The 14,867-nt window shown below is 42.6% G+C and carries 14 protein-coding genes; 7 read left to right on the top strand and 7 right to left on the bottom strand.

The genetic code is table 11. From position 1 onward, the window contains the following. The first annotated feature begins 74 nt into the window (after positions 1-74). The 5 genes from K8S13_RS07325 to K8S13_RS07310 are packed head-to-tail and all read left to right on the top strand — an operon-like array spanning position 75 to position 5,397. On the top strand, positions 75-902 hold the full coding sequence (locus tag K8S13_RS07325) for an undecaprenyl-diphosphate phosphatase (protein WP_291461602.1): 828 nt from the start codon (positions 75-77) through the stop codon (positions 900-902). 22 nt (positions 903-924) lie between these two features. Further along, the gene (locus K8S13_RS07320; protein WP_291461628.1) at positions 925-2,280 is read left to right on the top strand and encodes a phosphomannomutase/phosphoglucomutase; all 1,356 of its coding nucleotides are present in this window, start codon (positions 925-927) and stop codon (positions 2,278-2,280) included. Positions 2,281-2,322: 42 nt separating this feature from the next. Beyond that, the gene (locus K8S13_RS25645; RefSeq protein WP_367172547.1) at positions 2,323-3,249 is read left to right on the top strand and encodes an ATP-dependent helicase; all 927 of its coding nucleotides are present in this window, start codon (positions 2,323-2,325) and stop codon (positions 3,247-3,249) included. Then, positions 3,185-4,186 (top strand): ATP-dependent helicase, encoded by a 1,002-nt coding sequence (locus K8S13_RS25640; protein WP_367172546.1) that lies wholly within the window; start codon positions 3,185-3,187, stop codon positions 4,184-4,186. The genes K8S13_RS25645 and K8S13_RS25640 overlap by 65 nt, the downstream gene beginning before the upstream one ends. Continuing rightward, on the top strand, positions 4,174-5,397 hold the full coding sequence (locus tag K8S13_RS07310) for an MFS transporter (protein ID WP_291461601.1): 1,224 nt from the start codon (positions 4,174-4,176) through the stop codon (positions 5,395-5,397). The genes K8S13_RS25640 and K8S13_RS07310 overlap by 13 nt, the downstream gene beginning before the upstream one ends. Here the strand turns inward: K8S13_RS07310 and K8S13_RS07305 are convergent. Genes K8S13_RS07305 through K8S13_RS07275 form a run of 7 tightly spaced genes read right to left on the bottom strand, consistent with a single transcriptional unit; the run spans position 5,369 to position 13,624 of the window. After that, entirely contained in the window at positions 5,369-6,859 is a 1,491-nt protein-coding gene (locus K8S13_RS07305; RefSeq protein WP_291461599.1) for an acetyl-CoA hydrolase/transferase C-terminal domain-containing protein, read from the bottom strand. The two genes, K8S13_RS07310 and K8S13_RS07305, sit on opposite strands and share 29 nt — an antisense overlap. A gap of 52 nt (positions 6,860-6,911) precedes the next feature. After that, complete coding sequence (locus tag K8S13_RS07300) at positions 6,912-8,594, bottom strand: polyamine aminopropyltransferase (protein WP_291461597.1); 1,683 nt, start codon at positions 8,592-8,594, stop codon at positions 6,912-6,914. Positions 8,595-8,597: 3 nt separating this feature from the next. After that, positions 8,598-9,488: a DUF350 domain-containing protein gene (locus tag K8S13_RS07295; RefSeq protein WP_291461595.1), complete on the bottom strand. Its 891-nt coding sequence runs from the start codon at positions 9,486-9,488 to the stop codon at positions 8,598-8,600. Positions 9,489-9,509: 21 nt separating this feature from the next. Further along, positions 9,510-11,144, bottom strand: a complete 1,635-nt coding sequence (locus K8S13_RS07290) for a hypothetical protein (RefSeq protein WP_291461594.1) — start codon at positions 11,142-11,144, stop codon at positions 9,510-9,512. 2 nt (positions 11,145-11,146) lie between these two features. Next, positions 11,147-11,779, bottom strand: a complete 633-nt coding sequence (locus K8S13_RS07285) for a DUF4178 domain-containing protein (protein WP_291461592.1) — start codon at positions 11,777-11,779, stop codon at positions 11,147-11,149. Between the two features lie 46 nt (positions 11,780-11,825). After that, positions 11,826-13,058, bottom strand: a complete 1,233-nt coding sequence (locus K8S13_RS07280) for a toxic anion resistance protein (RefSeq protein WP_291461590.1) — start codon at positions 13,056-13,058, stop codon at positions 11,826-11,828. 41 nt (positions 13,059-13,099) lie between these two features. Continuing rightward, on the bottom strand, positions 13,100-13,624 hold the full coding sequence (locus tag K8S13_RS07275) for a hypothetical protein (protein ID WP_291461588.1): 525 nt from the start codon (positions 13,622-13,624) through the stop codon (positions 13,100-13,102). A gap of 349 nt (positions 13,625-13,973) precedes the next feature. Between K8S13_RS07275 and K8S13_RS07270 the strand changes: the two genes are divergently transcribed. Both K8S13_RS07270 and K8S13_RS07265 read left to right on the top strand, forming a co-directional pair. Next, the gene (locus K8S13_RS07270) at positions 13,974-14,471 is read left to right on the top strand and encodes a glycine zipper 2TM domain-containing protein (RefSeq protein ID WP_291461586.1); all 498 of its coding nucleotides are present in this window, start codon (positions 13,974-13,976) and stop codon (positions 14,469-14,471) included. A 72-nt stretch (positions 14,472-14,543) separates the two neighbouring features. Next, the coding region (locus K8S13_RS07265) for a GTP-binding protein (RefSeq protein WP_291461585.1) at positions 14,544-14,867 on the top strand (324 nt) is incomplete at its 3' end.

Genomic DNA, 14,867 nt, shown 5'->3' with positions numbered 1-14,867 from the left:
TTGCAATTTAGGGTTAAGAATTATATACGATTGCTGTTTGTGACCATAATAAATAAGAAGAAAATTGAAAAAATATGGAATTATATCAGGGGATCATTCTTGGCATTATACAAGGTCTTACGGAATTTTTACCGGTAAGCAGTTCAGGGCATCTTGTACTGGGGCAGATTTTTTTTGGAATTACCCAATCCCAACTGCCGTTTGATATCAGTGTTCACATGGGAACACTTCTGGCTGTCCTGGTAATCTATTCTTCTGATATTTGGGCTATGCTATCTTCTGTTTTTAGATTTTTTTTAAAAGCAGTTTCGTTTAAACCAATTTCGCATTTGGTAAATGAAGATGAAAATCTTCATTTGGCAGGTTTAATTGTAATCGGCTCGGTTCCAACAGCAATCATCGGGCTTGTCTTAAAACAATTTGAGCATGTTTTGTTTACCTCAGAAGTTCTGGTGGGATTTATGTTGATTCTGACAGGAACAATCCTCTGGGTTTCCAGAAACTATTATTTCAGTGAAAATAAAACAAAAGGACTCGGAATTAAAAATGCGGTTTTCATCGGAGTGAGTCAGGGGCTTGCTGTTATTCCCGGTATTTCCCGGTCAGGAACCACTATTGCGGTAGGGATGTTTTTGGGGCTTGACAGACATACGGCAGCCAAATTTTCTTTTTTGTTATCAATCCCTGCCATATTGGGTGCACAGATATTGAGTGTAAAAGATATGATAGATAGCGGCCTGACCATTGATTCCATTACAATATATGCTACAATTGCTTCATTTATAACCGGCTTAATTGCTTTAAAAATACTATTGACTTTGGTTCATTCGGGCAGATTTCATCTATTTGCCCCTTATTGCTGGCTTGCAGGGTCATTGGTTCTTTTATCAAAAATTATCTAAAGGAGACATTATGAATCCGATTATAGCCCCGGGGATTTTCAGAGAATATGACATAAGAGGTGTTGCAGGCAAGGATATTTTAGAAAAGGATGTGGTCAGCATCGGCAAGGCTTATGGCAGTCTTTTAAACAAACAAAATAAGAAAATAGTCTCTGTTGGACGAGATTGCAGACTCACGTCTGAAAAATTTTCCCAATTGTTTATCCAGGGCATTACCTCTACGGGATGCGATGTTATTGATATTGGCATCTGTCCTACACCGGTCCTGTATTTTTCCATACAGCATCTGAACCTTGAAGGCGGTGCCATGGTGACGGCAAGCCATAATCCACCGGAATATAACGGGTTTAAACTCCTGAGCGGCACAGATTCCATTCACAGCCAGGGATTACAGGATATTCGCATTATTGTTGAAAATAAAGAGTTTGTTCAAGGCCATGGCAAGGTGACCCGGAAAGATGTCATTACGCCTTATAAAGAATATGTTTTAAACAATATCAATATCAAACACCCCATTAAGATCGGGATTGATTCCGGCAATGGAACCGGCGGAATCACGGCCCTTCCGGTATTAAAACACCTAGGCTGTGAGGTGCATGATATTTATTGTGATATGGATGGAACATTCCCCAATCATGAAGCTGATCCCACCCAGAAAAAGAACCTTCTCGACCTGATAAAGCTGGTGAAAGAAAAAGGCCTTGATCTGGGAGTGGGATATGATGGAGACGCTGACAGGATCGGCGTTGTGGATAAAAACGGTGAGGTGATCTATGGGGATCAGCTCATGGTGATCTATGCCAGGGAAATCCTTCAACGAGACCCTGGGGCCACCTTTATCTCGGAAGTCAAATGTTCCATGGTCATGTATGATGATATCCGAAACCATGGCGGCAATGCCATTATGTGGCGAACAGGCCACTCATTGATCAAGAAAAAAATGAAAGAGGAAAATGCAGCCCTGGCTGGTGAAATGAGCGGGCATATGTTTTTTAAGGACCGGTTTATGGGGTTTGACGATGCCCTCTATGCGACCTGCCGCCTACTTGAAATCATGGCAGATACAGGCCTGGGTGTCGACGAACTCATTGCTGATCTTCCCAAAACCTTTACAACGCCTGAAATTCGTGTGGATTGCCCGGACGATGTCAAATTTGGCGTAGTGGAAAAAATTGTTGCACATTTTAAGGCCAAACAGGATGTGATTGATATTGACGGATTAAGAGCAGTGTATGATGACGGATGGGGGCTTGTCAGAGCATCCAATACCCAACCGGCTCTGGTACTTCGGTTTGAAGCTTTAAGCGAAAAAAGACTGAGTGAAATAAGAAATGAAATTGAATCAGTATTAAAAACCATTATAGAGGAGACAAAATAAGATTTTAAATCTTATATAGTAAAATCTTATTGTTCAAATTTTATGGAGTTATCGGTACAGCAGCAGGATGCAGTAAATCATACCGGCTCCCCGGCACTTGTTGTTGCGGGAGCCGGTTCAGGTAAGACCAGAACTTTGACAGCCAAATTTTCACACCTTGTGAATCTGGGCCATGATCCCAGGAGGATTCTTGCCATTACATTTACAAACAAAGCCGCCGGCGAGATGAAATCCCGGCTCATTGAGATGACAGGTCTTGGCTTTCAAAATTTTCAATGGGTAAGAACCTATCATTCAGCCTGTTTGATGATTTTAAAACGCCATTGTGAAAAATTAGGCTATGGTTCACCCATACAGGTGTTTTCAGTCTATCAACAGCAAAAACTGGCCAAAGAACTCTGTGTAAAAAATAATATTGAAAAAAAGCATGCCAATAAAATTTTATCCACTATTTCCAGGGCTAAAAATTTCGGTAATCCGGGAAAATATTTTGATTTAAAACCTGCCTTTTTCAATATCAAAATTGAAGACCTCTTTGCTCAATATGAAGAACGATTAAAAGAGATGAACAGTGTGGATTTTGATAATATCCTTTTAAAAACAAGGGATCTTTTAAGGGATTACTCAGAAATCAGGGAGTACTATCAAAAATATTTTTCTTATATTCTGGTGGATGAATACCAGGATACCAATAACCTTCAGGAGGATTTAACCAACCTGTTTTTAGGTGAGCATCAGAATCTTTTTTGTGTGGGAGATGACTGGCAGGCCGTATATGGATTCAGGGGTTCCAATGTAAATCATTTTTTAGGATTTCCTGAAAAATACAAAGATTCAAAAATTTTCCGGCTTGAGGAAAATTACAGGTCAGCTGATGAAATTGTCCAGGTGGCAAATGATTTAATTGATTATAACCCTGATAAGATGGATAAAAAGTGCTTTTCCAAAAAAAAAAGGCGGGGTGGTTGAAATTTATGACTTTATGTCAGATTCCCATGAAGCTGAATGGGTTGCCAGAAGAATTAAGGGATTAAACCGACAGGACCAGGGTATCGGTTTTGATAAAATGGCAGTGGTGTACCGGACAAAATTTTGTTCCCTTCCCTTTGAAAGAATTTTCAGATCATACCGGATACCTTATAAATTAAGGGGATCACAGGGGTTTTTTGAAAGAATGGAAGTCCTAGATATTAATTCTTATCTGAGTGCAGCATTCTTTCCCAATGATGATGTTTCGTTTGAACGGATTGTCAATACGCCTAAAAGGGGCATCGGACCATCAATGATAAAAAAGATCGCCGCCATCAGAACAGAAGGGGTAAGCCTTCAGGATGCTGCCAGAATCATGGTCCAAGATCGGGTGTTAAGCAAAAAGATTCATGAAAATCTTTCCCGGGTTTTTGAAATTCTGGATGAAATAACCGGCATGGCTCCTGCCCGGGCCATGGAATTTGTCATAGAAAGAACAGGTTATTTTGAATATTTAGAGAAAAAAACAAAAACAAAAGCAGAGTTTATTTCAAAAAAAGAAAACATTGAACAATTGATTTATACGGCAAGAGCTAAAGATGATCTTCTGGAATACCTTGAAGAGGCAGCCTTGATCAGAGAAGACAAGGAAGATGAGGATGACCTTGATTCATCCGGTGTCTCTCTTCTCACCATTCATTCAGCCAAAGGGCTGGAATATGATACGGTTTTTATTGTGGGCTGTGAAGAGCGACTGTTTCCCCATTGGCGGTCTATTGATGCGGGAGATAATGCCGTTTTTGAGGAAAGGCGTTTGATGTATGTGGCAATGACCAGGGCAGAAAGATTTTTATACCTGACCCATACCAATTACAGAAAAGGCGAGTTTGCAACACCCAGCCGGTTTATTGATCAGATCCAAGAATGTTTGTCTTAATCCCCACTCATCATAAAGGCATTTTTCTGACGCTGTTTTTTGCGATTTTCACAACAGTTACAGGGGTGGGGATTGTGGTGCCGCTTCTTCCTGTCTATGCCAATGATCTGGGTGCCACAGGAATATATGTGGGAATGATATTCGGATCATTTTCCATATCCAGAACCTTTCTTTTGCCCTTGTTCGGGAGACTGTCCGATCAAAAGGGACGAAAGCCCTTTATTGTAGCAGGCTTATTTGCCTATACATTGATTTCCATTGCTTTTGTTTTTTCTGAAACCGTAGAAACATTGATTCTGTTAAGGTTTATTCAGGGTGCGGCATCTGCCATGATTATGCCGGTGGTCCAGGCATATGTGGGGGAGATAACACCTGAAGGCTCGGAAGGGTATGCCATGGGACTGTTTAACCTGTCCATGTTTTTGAGCCTGAGTCTCGGGCCTTTGATGGGGGGTGGGATAAAAGACATATGGTCTCTTGATGCTGCGTTCATCTGTATGGGCCTGCTGTCAGGTATTGGCCTTTTATTATGCATCTTTTGTTTGCCGGCAACATCTCAAGAAAAAATAAAAAATAGAAAAAATGGAATACTTCCATGGTCAAATCTTTTAAAAGATAAAGGCATTATTGCTATTTTTATATTCAGGTATGCTTATACAGCCTGTATTGGAGTGATATGGTGTTTCCTTCCATTATTTGCAGATACTGAATTTGGTCTTTCCAGTTCATTAACCGGAGTGCTTGTCATGCTGGGTGTATTTGTGTCAGGGCTTCTTCAGCTTCCAATGGGGTATGTTGCAGACAGGGCAAGCAAAAGGATGATGATTTTTCTGGGGGGAATAATTTCAACTATTGGGATGCTGCTGCCGTACTGGGCATCCTCTTTTTCTGATCTGGTGATTGCTGTTTCAATATTTGGAGTCGGAGGCGGTATTTCCATGCCGGCACTCACGGCATATGCTGTTATTAAAGGTGATAAAAAAAAAGCCATGGGATCAGTCATATCCCTGATAACGGTTGCACACAGCCTGGGGATGTTGACCGGCTCAATGGCTGCCGGGCTTGCCATGGATTATCTGAGCTTAAGGCTGTCTTTCCCATGCGGAATGCTTATCATGGCCTTTGGAACACTTGTTTTCTGGGCAGTAGCGGATAAAAAATCTTTTTTAAAACATGAGGCATCTAATCTTTCATCTCACCGGTTTCCATGAATCTCAGGTGAAAGGAAAAAGCTTCTTTTAATAAATGGGGCTCATGGCCGCCGACTTCGTGAACCGCCCGGCTGTAATAGTCCCACAACAGATCCCGGTAATCGGGGTGGGCGCATTTTTTAATGACGGCTTCGGCCACCTGCCTGGGAGTCATATTTCTTGTGTCCACCAGCCCTTGTTCCGTAACGATTACATCCACTGAATGTTCGGAATGATCCACATGACTGACCATAGGCACAATAGCGGAAATGCTGCCGTTTTTAGCTATGGAGGGTGTCACCATAAACGATATGGCTCCGTTTCGCTCAAAGTCAGCTGAACCGCCAATGCCGTTCATTAGCTGGGAACCCATAACATGGGTGGAGTTTACGTGGCCGTATATATCTATTTCAAGGGCCGTGTTTATCGCCAGAACCCCTAGACGACGAATCACTTCCGGAGAATTGGAAATTTCCACGGGCCGAAGAATTATCTTTTCTTTATATCGGTCAATCTCTTTAAAAAATCTGTCCCGGGCTTTTTCTGATAAGGTCATGGCTGATGCCGAGGCAGCTCTGATTTTGCCCATATCAATCAGATCCAAAACACTGTCCTGGATAACTTCCGAATATAAGTCCAGATTGTAAAAAAAATCATCTTCCATAAACTTACTTAAAACTGCGTTGGCAACGCCACCGACCCCGGCCTGCCAGGGCAGTGTTTTGGGCAGCCTGTCCTTTTTGATTTCGTGCTTAATAAAGTCGAAAATCAAATCTCCGATTAAAAGGGGAATCTCTCCCGGGTCATGGAAAACCGCGCAGGTATCCTTTTCACTGCTGAGCAGAATTGCCACTACCTTATCAGGGTCCATTTCAATAAAAGGTTTGCCGATTCTGTCAGCGGTCCGATAGATGGGAATCGGCATCCGATAAGGCGGGTCTTCGGGAATAAAGATATCATGTATCCCCTCAAGCTCCCGGGGCTCGCTTTCCGACATCTCAATAATTATCTTGTTCGCCTTTGCTACATATGTCGGCGTATTTCCAACCGACATGGTCGGCACCAAATGCCCCTTTTCCGTAATAGCCGAAGCCTCGACCACAGCGACATCCACAGAACCCCAATCCCCGGAACGAACCAGGGCGGAAAGCTGGGAAAGGTGGTCGTCTTTAAAAAATATTTCTTCCCTGTTGATCTTTATGCGCATATTCCGGTCACCCATATAAGGCCGGCGCCAATTAATCAGACCGGTCTTTGACAACAGCCCGTCAACAAGTTCCCCGGTGGAAGCACCGGCATACAGATTTATCTTAAATTCTTCTCCCTGCCCGGCCCGGCGGGCCAGCTCCATGGGAATCATCTTCGGATACCCCGAGGTAAACCCGGAAATGAACAGATTGGTCCCGTCAACAATATGTGCGGCCGCCTGGATCGGATCAGTTATTTTGTCCCTGAGAGGTGCATAACGAATTCTATTTTTCAATTTTAATCTCCCTGCGATAATATGTCTGATATAATTTTAAATTCATTTCCCTTTACTCAAGCAGCCATGATTCATGGTTATAGATGCTTAGCAGAGTTGGATGAAGAATGGTGTTAATCTGCTTATTTGCTGTCTTAAGTTCATTTTTACCAAAAACAAGCTCACTCTTAAACACTTGGGGTGTAATGAACCTTGTCGGCACGTTAAAGTTGATATGCTCGATTTTTCCCAGGATTTTTTCTCTTTTGATGTTGGAATGCCAGGCCAGGTACCATCCCCAGTCCCCGAAACTGGGCACATTCTCATGAAACGGGAGGGTGGTAAGGCCTGCGCTTTCTATGGTCCTTCCGATACAAAGAAAGCTCTCCTTTGCAAGATAGGGCGATGTTGCCTGAACCACCATTAACCCGTGTTGTGACAAATGCTGCTTTACTTTTTTATAAAATTCCTTGGCATAAAGCTTGGTCAGCTCCGGTGTGGACGGGTCCGGCATATCAATAATGATGACATCCCAGAAGCCTTTCACAGTGCTCAAAAATTTATCGGCATCAACATTCATCACTTTTACATCGGCAAGTTTTTGGGTTTCAGGCTGTTTTTCAGAATATTTTTTTTTATTAGTTTCAATATAGAGTCTTTTGTTGATTCCCGGGCTAATCCCTTTGCCTGCTATGGTGACAAGACGGGCATCTTTGAAGACGTCCTGGTTAATCCTTTTTAAAACGGGATGGGTTTTGGCAAGACGGGTGATTTCAGGGTCAAGATCCACCAGAAGCACTTCTTTTACCTCTTTATATTTCAAGACTTCTCTTAAGACACACCCGTCACCGCCACCGAGAATAAGAATCCTTGTTTTGATGGGGACAAGATTCATGACAGGATGCACCATGGGCTCATGGTATCGTTGTTCATCCGTGCTGCAGAATTGCAGGTTCCCGTTTAAAAAGAGCCTGACTTCATCAAAGGGTTTGTAATGGGTGATGGCGATATGCTGGTATTGGGTGGTTTTGCTTAAAATTATAGGATCATCATATAAGGGCTGCTCAATCTTAATATTCCATTGACGGTTATTGAGATATCCATAACATACAGCACTAAACGTCATCACCATGATGACGGGTATAATAAGTCCTTTTTTTAACAGGCCTTTTTTGGAAAAATAAATAAAGGTGATAAAAGCCAGAAAAAAATTGGCTCCGGCGGTGATAAAAGCGGCTTCAGTGATGGGTGTGAATCTTAAAAAAATAAATACAAAAATGAATGATCCGATTAAACTGCCAAGGTAATCAGCACTCAGGATATTTCCAAGGTTGGTGGATAATTCTTTGCTGAAGTCATTGTTGATCCTGATAATTACGGGAATTTCAAGCCCGATCATGATCCCGATGAAACTGACGAAAAAATAGAGTACCAGGCTGTAATGGGCCGTATATCCGTAAGAAATATATGTTAAGGTGGGGGAGAATCCTCCCGCAAGCGCCAAGCCTGTCTCAACGGCGATAAAGGTGTAAATAAGATATTTTTTTGAAATCTGTGCCTGGATCAAGCTGCCAAATCCCATCCAGAACAGCATGAGCCCAATGACCATGGCCCATTGCTCAAAGGAATTACCCAGAATCATGGAGGCAAGGCTTGCCTGGATATATTCAAGGATAATGCCGCAGGCACCGCTTGCAAACATGCAGGCGCACAGCAGCACGGATGCAAAGTTGAACTGGGATTTTTTTTTCGTCATCTCTTACATGGAGAAGGCTATGATAATTGCAACGGCATTAATAGCACTTACCACAACAATCAATGCCGCAACATTCCGGTCTTCTTTTACTTCCGTGGCAATATCGGTTGTGGGCAGTAAAAGTCTGTCGATCACAATTCTGAAAATCAGCAGCATAAGAATTCCAAAAAAAGCATAGATACCAAAACCTGCAAGATCATTGGCCCATCCTGTGAACGGGCCTGAAATACTTGACATGAGAATAATGCCCAAAGCTACAAGAATACCGCCAAGCCCGATACCGGCGGCGAGATTATTTTTTTTGATCTCATGTCTTACATTAAAGGGCGTGATCAGCTCATAAAGAAGCCCAAAAATCAACAGGGTAATTTGACCCACGATAAAAAAAAGAATGGCACTGGCAATCCCCTGGAAAAAGGTTCCGCCGGTTCCTGAAAGGGACCCGTTAAGAATGAAACCCGTGGCAATATACATCCCTGCTTCAACCATGCCCACGGCAGTATTGCCTACAACTTCACTCCCGTCATCCTGTTGGAATATCTTCACGCATTCTTCATCATTATTGATATGGCCCAGCATGAAAAAATCATTGATAAACCGGGATGAAAACATAAATCCGGTGATAATAAACCCGTCAATTAACAAATGGATTACATCAAGGAAAAAACCGTTTGAAGATCCACCCATGGCACCTGACAGTGCAATGGCAATCCCGAAATAAAGTCCGGCCCTTCTTAAACCCACAGCAACATTTCCATCATCAATATGCGTATCATCATCAAACTCTTTTGTGCGCCAGTCATCCACTCTTTTTACCAGCCAGATAAAAAAGATGCCAACGATAACATATGTAAGTGCCTGAGCAAGCCCTGTAAGAGTTACAGCTATATCCATTCTTTCCTCCTTAGTATTGTTTTATTTACCTTTACTTTTCGGACCACCACCGCGAAGATTGGCACCAGCACCCCTGACAGAGGCGGTCTGAGATTTAAAACCGCCGCTTTTTGCAAATGTCGTGGATTGAAATCTTGGTGATTTTTTTATGTAGGTGCCGGAAGTGCCATATTTCTGGAATCCGTTTTGGGTTTTACCAAAATACGGCCGGTTGTACCGGTAATTATTGCGCCATCCATTCCAGGAATTGTAAGAATAATAAGATGGTCGTAAATTAAAGAGTGTAGAAAAAAGAGCATATTTACCGTACCAGGACCAGAACCGATTACCCGTATTATCTTGTTTCCATTCGCCATATTGCGAATTACCCACATAGGCCATTCCCGGGGGTGCTGCCTGGGTCATACGATCCTGTTCAAACACACCATAGGGTTTAGCAAGTATTGCCATACCAAGAAATTCAAGATTGGCATCATAAAAGCTTGCATCAACCTTTTCCCAATCCGTTTCTTTTGTTTCACCGTTTTCTTCCAGCATGTATTTGTGGAAATAGGCTTCCTTTGAATCTTCCACCCAGAAAGAAGCAGCATTGTGCCCTCTTCCCGGCCATTGCTCTGTGGGATTAATGGATAATTTTTTCCACAGGCTGCCCAGATTGGTTGAAAATTTTGATCCTGTGAACCCTGCGCGAATGGCGGCAATGGTATCCAGATTGTCGGCGGTTAACGCCTCATAGGCTTCAGGGCTGACCTGGCGGTGAAAGGTGGCAAATCTTGGGTCATTATAATCAGAGTTTTCATTCCAGGATTCCCTTTTTATGGTTACAAAATTTTCTTCTTTCATATCCTTAAGGATTTTTGTGTAACTGGAATAGAGCTGGGTCATTTCCTGGGTCAATTTTATTTCAAGGATTTTGGCCTGTTCAAGGCCTGAAACAAGTGCTTCGGTACTATCTGTAAAGGCCGCATAGTCAGCAGTTGATCCTGCTGTGTGCCTGCTGTAAACAGCCGCCACGACATTCAAGTGATCCCGGGACTGCCTTTCAAGTTTTAACAGTGGTGCAAACCGGGTATTGATTTTTTCACTTAAATCAGGAAAGTCAGTATTTGCTTTTGCAATAGGGCCGTTTTTTATTTCATTTGCAATCCGGCTGATATGTTGGGCATCATTTTTTGCACGGGATTGCAGACTGTCGGCATTGTAAATGGTATTCTTGATCTTTGAAAAGCGTAAAACAGGATATCGGCCCAATCCTTCAGCATCATGGAGAATCTTTTTTATCCTTGTAATCTGTTGTTTGACCTGGGGGACAAGTTCGGGTTTGTTTTTACTGATCAGGGGTTTTAAGTCTTTGTCATACAATTCTTTTGCTCTTTTAAGTTCATCATGGGCAAGTTGAAATTTTTGAGCCCAGTTTTCCTTTAAGGCAAATCTTTCAATATCCTTAAATTCAGTGCTTTTTTTCAGGCTCTTATATTTGTCCCAATGTTTATCCACCTGGGATTTGCCGGTCTTAACAGCGTTGGGAATGGCTTTGGCTTCATTTTTCAGCTCTTTGGGAAGACCGGCGCCGCAGCCGGAAAGTAATACAACCAGGCCTGCAATGGCCAATCCTGCAATGAAGTCCATAAGGAGATGTCTTTTTTTATGAACCATCCTTAAAGGTCTCCTTTGCTGATAATACTGATGCTGTTCGGGTCAACCGGAGTTGAGGTATAAATCTGGTATTCATCCTTGCCTGATCCCGACCATTCCTCAATAGTTAAAAATTTGGTATGGTTTTCATTCTCAAATTCGTACATATAGACTTTTTCTTCCTTGTCTCTTCTGTAATAAAGGCAGGCCCAGTCATCTTCATACCAGAATTTTTCATCATTGATCACGATAACGTCCTTGTCATCTGCAATCTGATCCAGATCATCCTCATCAATGGGTTTTCCCGCATCATCCTTTAAATTTCTGAATGAAAGCCGCTTCAGGGTCATGGAAACTTCAAGCTCATCATCAAATTCCCATTCAAAATTAGTGGTTTGTCCGGTTTCAAGGCAAAGACAGGTCAATTCTGTAATAAAATACCCTTTTTTATTTTTAAAATCATCAGAGGTTTCTTCATATTTATTTAAGCTCTTTATAAAATAGGTATTGCCAAGATAGTCAAAAAATGAATGAATGCTCGCATTTTTTATGCTCAGCCGTGCCTTTTCCTGTGCGGAAACAAGCTCATCCTTTTCAAGCGTTCTTATGGCGTTTAATCTTTCCTGGAAAGATTTTTGTGTTGCAATATCAAGCATACAATGCCTCCAATCTTAAAACGTCCAAACTTATATGTTTCCTAAGTTAACCGTCTGCACGCCTTGCTGTTAATGCATCAGTCCTTGCCCGGAACCGGTCATTCATTTTCCCCAGTGCATTGGAACTCTGGGATGCAATATTAATGGTTTCCTTTGAAATCAGGGCATAGGTTTCAAAGGCCTGTTCATAGGTTTGGCAGGCCTCTTCAAGGGCCTCAATGTTTACAGTCATGCTCTGGCTCATTTTTGCGCCTTTGATGGCGGCGTTGCCAATGACAGTGGCCGTATCTTTCATGGTTTCAGCCGCGGCCTGCTGAACCATATCCAGGTGCTGCATGGTTTCCATCTGCTGTTCGGCGGCAACCCGGACTGCCAGTGCGTTTTTAACGGCTGTAGAAAGGATCATGTCTGTCCTTTGAACCAGTCGTCTGACCAGATGGGAGTTTCTCACCATCATCTCCCCGCCGAATCGCGTCTGGAGATTTGAGTTGTCAATGGTCTGAAGATCTACCACAGCCATGGCAAGGTCGCTGGTCAACGTGGTCAGGGCCTCTTTGTTTCTCGGGTCTTGGACGGTTCCTAAGTGATCCATCAGTTTTTGCCAGATAATTTGTCCCAGAAAAATTTGCTCCTGAAGCCTTGGCTGAATTTCTTTTAAGCTGTCACAAATGGTGGAAAGCTCTGCTGCATCAAAGGCTACCTGATCGGCTTCATTCCTTAAATGATTACGGATACCATCTATAGTGGAATTAACAGTTTCCCTTCGCTCTGCAATAATCCTCAGGATCTCATCTCCTTTGGGCAGTCGGTTCACGGTCTTTGTAAACAGACCCAGCATTTTTTTGGGAAAGGGCATCTCAGCTCTTGCCACCATAGTAGGGTTCACCTTGTCCAACTCTGTTTTAATGGCCAAAATATTTTTACCCACAGGAGAAGAATCATCTGCAGCCACGTTTTTGAGTACATTGCCCATTTTACGGTCATAAAGGCTTACCTGTGCCTGGGTTTCCGCCATGATTTCCTGGCCCAGGCCGAAAACAAAATTGCCAAGCTGCCAGTCAGAGGGATCTGCTTTTATTTTTTCAAGGAACTCATTCGCTTCGGCCTCAGTGGCTTGAATATCTTCAACCGCCAGGTGTTTGGGTTGTATCGGTTCGAGATTGGAAGGGGCCTGGACCGGGGTCAGTGCCCCTTGACCCGACACCTGGGTGACTTCGGCAAGTACGGGAGCTTTTGCCTGTTGAGCAACACTTTGAAGGTCCTGTGTCATATCATTCATGTTATCCTCCTAAAGAGACATTATATAAAAAATTTATTATTCTATGAAAATTTACCTGCAAGAAAATTCGCCATTGTCTTGAATTCTGCGGTCTCGTTTTTCTCTACAATATCCCTGGATCGGTTGGAGACGTCATGCAGGCTCTCAATTGTTTTTTTAAATATATCCAATTGATTTTTCCGGCTTTCCAGTGACAGGTCAAGGTATTCCTTAACTGTCTTGTAAAGATGTTCCCTGCCGATTTTTTTGATTTCATAGGTCAGGGTTTCACCGGGATATCGCTCCATCATACCTGGAATGATCACTGTTAAGTCATCGATAATGGCTTCAACTTCACTGATCATTTCTTTGGGAAGATCAATATCCTTTCTCATCAGAAGGTTTAGCTTTAATAAGGAATCCAAAATGCCTTTGTACTCCAGATCAGGGGATGCCTCAGGCTGGGAAGCAGGTGACGGTGATGTGCTGTCTTTTGGTGCTGTTTTCTTAGCTTTCACATTTTTCAACATAATGGCAAAGCCGATGACTGCAATTAGAAAAATTATTGCTGCAATAATCGTTGTCATTGTACTGCTCCTTGGGTTGTGGTGTTCATCTCAACAATGTCTTTTGGAAAAATAATGCAAAACTTATTATTTACAAGGTTAGAAATACTTAAAACCTGGGACCCACTTTATATGGGGTGTTCAGAAAAATCAAGAAAGGAACAGGGCAGCAGCAGGGGCAACGCATGTAAAAGAAAATTGAAATTGTCCGGAAACGTAGCCTGAGTAACAGCAAAGTGTAGAACAGGAAACAATTTATGTCTGAAGAAGTTATTTTTAATAATTGAATAATAATTGAATACTTGAAGCGCGGGCAAAGGTGCTGTAGAATAATAGATTATTATGCAAATTAAAAAAAAGGAAAACAATAATGGAAATTAAAAAGTTAATTATAAAAACTTTGCCGGGCTTTTCGCACTCAGTCATGATTCTTCTTGTGGTCATCATTGCTGCATATGTGACAGGATGTGCATCAAGCAGATCCGGTGAGGTGTATTCACGGGATCAGGCAAGACAGGTTCAGATCGTTGAAAACGGGACGGTTGAGTCGGTAAAAGAAGTGACGATTGAAGGCACCAAAACCCCTATTGGAATTGCTGCAGGTGGTGTGGCAGGTGGTGTTCTGGGCAGTACGATTGGAAGCGGATCAGGCAAAACGGTTGCCGTTGTCCTCGGTGCCCTTGCCGGTGCTGCGGCAGGAACATTGGTAGAAGAAGGAATAACCCGGAAACCGGCCCTTGAAATTATTGTAAAAAAAGACAATGGCCAGACCCTCGTTGTTGTACAGGAAGCAGATATCATGATTGCTGCCGGTGACAGGGTTAGGATTATTACCGCAGCTGACGGCACGACAAGGGTGTCAAAGTAATAGTTGCGTTTTTTGTTTTCATGATTATTTTCCTTAGCCTGTGAACAAAGACAGGATATTAACAGGAGAATCATGAAAAAAAATACAGGAATTAATGACAGGATAAGAAACGTTGCCATCATTGCCCATGTTGACCATGGCAAAACCACCCTTGTTGATGCAATGTTCAGGAAGAGCGGGCTTTTCAGGGAAGGCCAGAAGGTGGATGAACGCCTTATGGACAGTATGGACCTTGAAAGGGAGCGCGGTATCACCATTGCTGCAAAAAATTGTTCTGTGACCTGGCAGGGGGTTAAAATCAATATTATTGATACCCCGGGTCATGCGGATTTTGGTGGTGAAGTGGAAAGAGCGCTTTCCATGGCTGACAGTGCGATTCTCCTTGTCGATGCCTCT

The organism is Desulfobacula sp., assembly GCF_021107415.1.
This window is presented reverse-complemented; position numbering and strand designations above follow the sequence as displayed.

What these genes read in the sequence shown, in the direction of transcription:
- K8S13_RS07325 (WP_291461602.1), top strand. Translation starts at nt 75, where the DNA reads ATGGAATTATATCAGGGGATCATTCTTGGCATTATACAAGGTCTTACG.
- K8S13_RS25645 (WP_367172547.1), top strand. Translation starts at nt 2,323, where the DNA reads ATGGAGTTATCGGTACAGCAGCAGGATGCAGTAAATCATACCGGCTCC.
- K8S13_RS07310 (WP_291461601.1), top strand. Translation starts at nt 4,174, where the DNA reads ATGTTTGTCTTAATCCCCACTCATCATAAAGGCATTTTTCTGACGCTG.
- K8S13_RS07300 (WP_291461597.1), bottom strand. Translation starts at nt 8,594, where the DNA reads ATGACGAAAAAAAAATCCCAGTTCAACTTTGCATCCGTGCTGCTGTGC.
- K8S13_RS07295 (WP_291461595.1), bottom strand. Translation starts at nt 9,488, where the DNA reads ATGGATATAGCTGTAACTCTTACAGGGCTTGCTCAGGCACTTACATAT.
- K8S13_RS07290 (WP_291461594.1), bottom strand. Translation starts at nt 11,144, where the DNA reads ATGGTTCATAAAAAAAGACATCTCCTTATGGACTTCATTGCAGGATTG.
- K8S13_RS07285 (WP_291461592.1), bottom strand. Translation starts at nt 11,779, where the DNA reads ATGCTTGATATTGCAACACAAAAATCTTTCCAGGAAAGATTAAACGCC.
- K8S13_RS07280 (WP_291461590.1), bottom strand. Translation starts at nt 13,058, where the DNA reads ATGAATGATATGACACAGGACCTTCAAAGTGTTGCTCAACAGGCAAAA.
- K8S13_RS07275 (WP_291461588.1), bottom strand. Translation starts at nt 13,624, where the DNA reads ATGACAACGATTATTGCAGCAATAATTTTTCTAATTGCAGTCATCGGC.
- K8S13_RS07270 (WP_291461586.1), top strand. Translation starts at nt 13,974, where the DNA reads ATGGAAATTAAAAAGTTAATTATAAAAACTTTGCCGGGCTTTTCGCAC.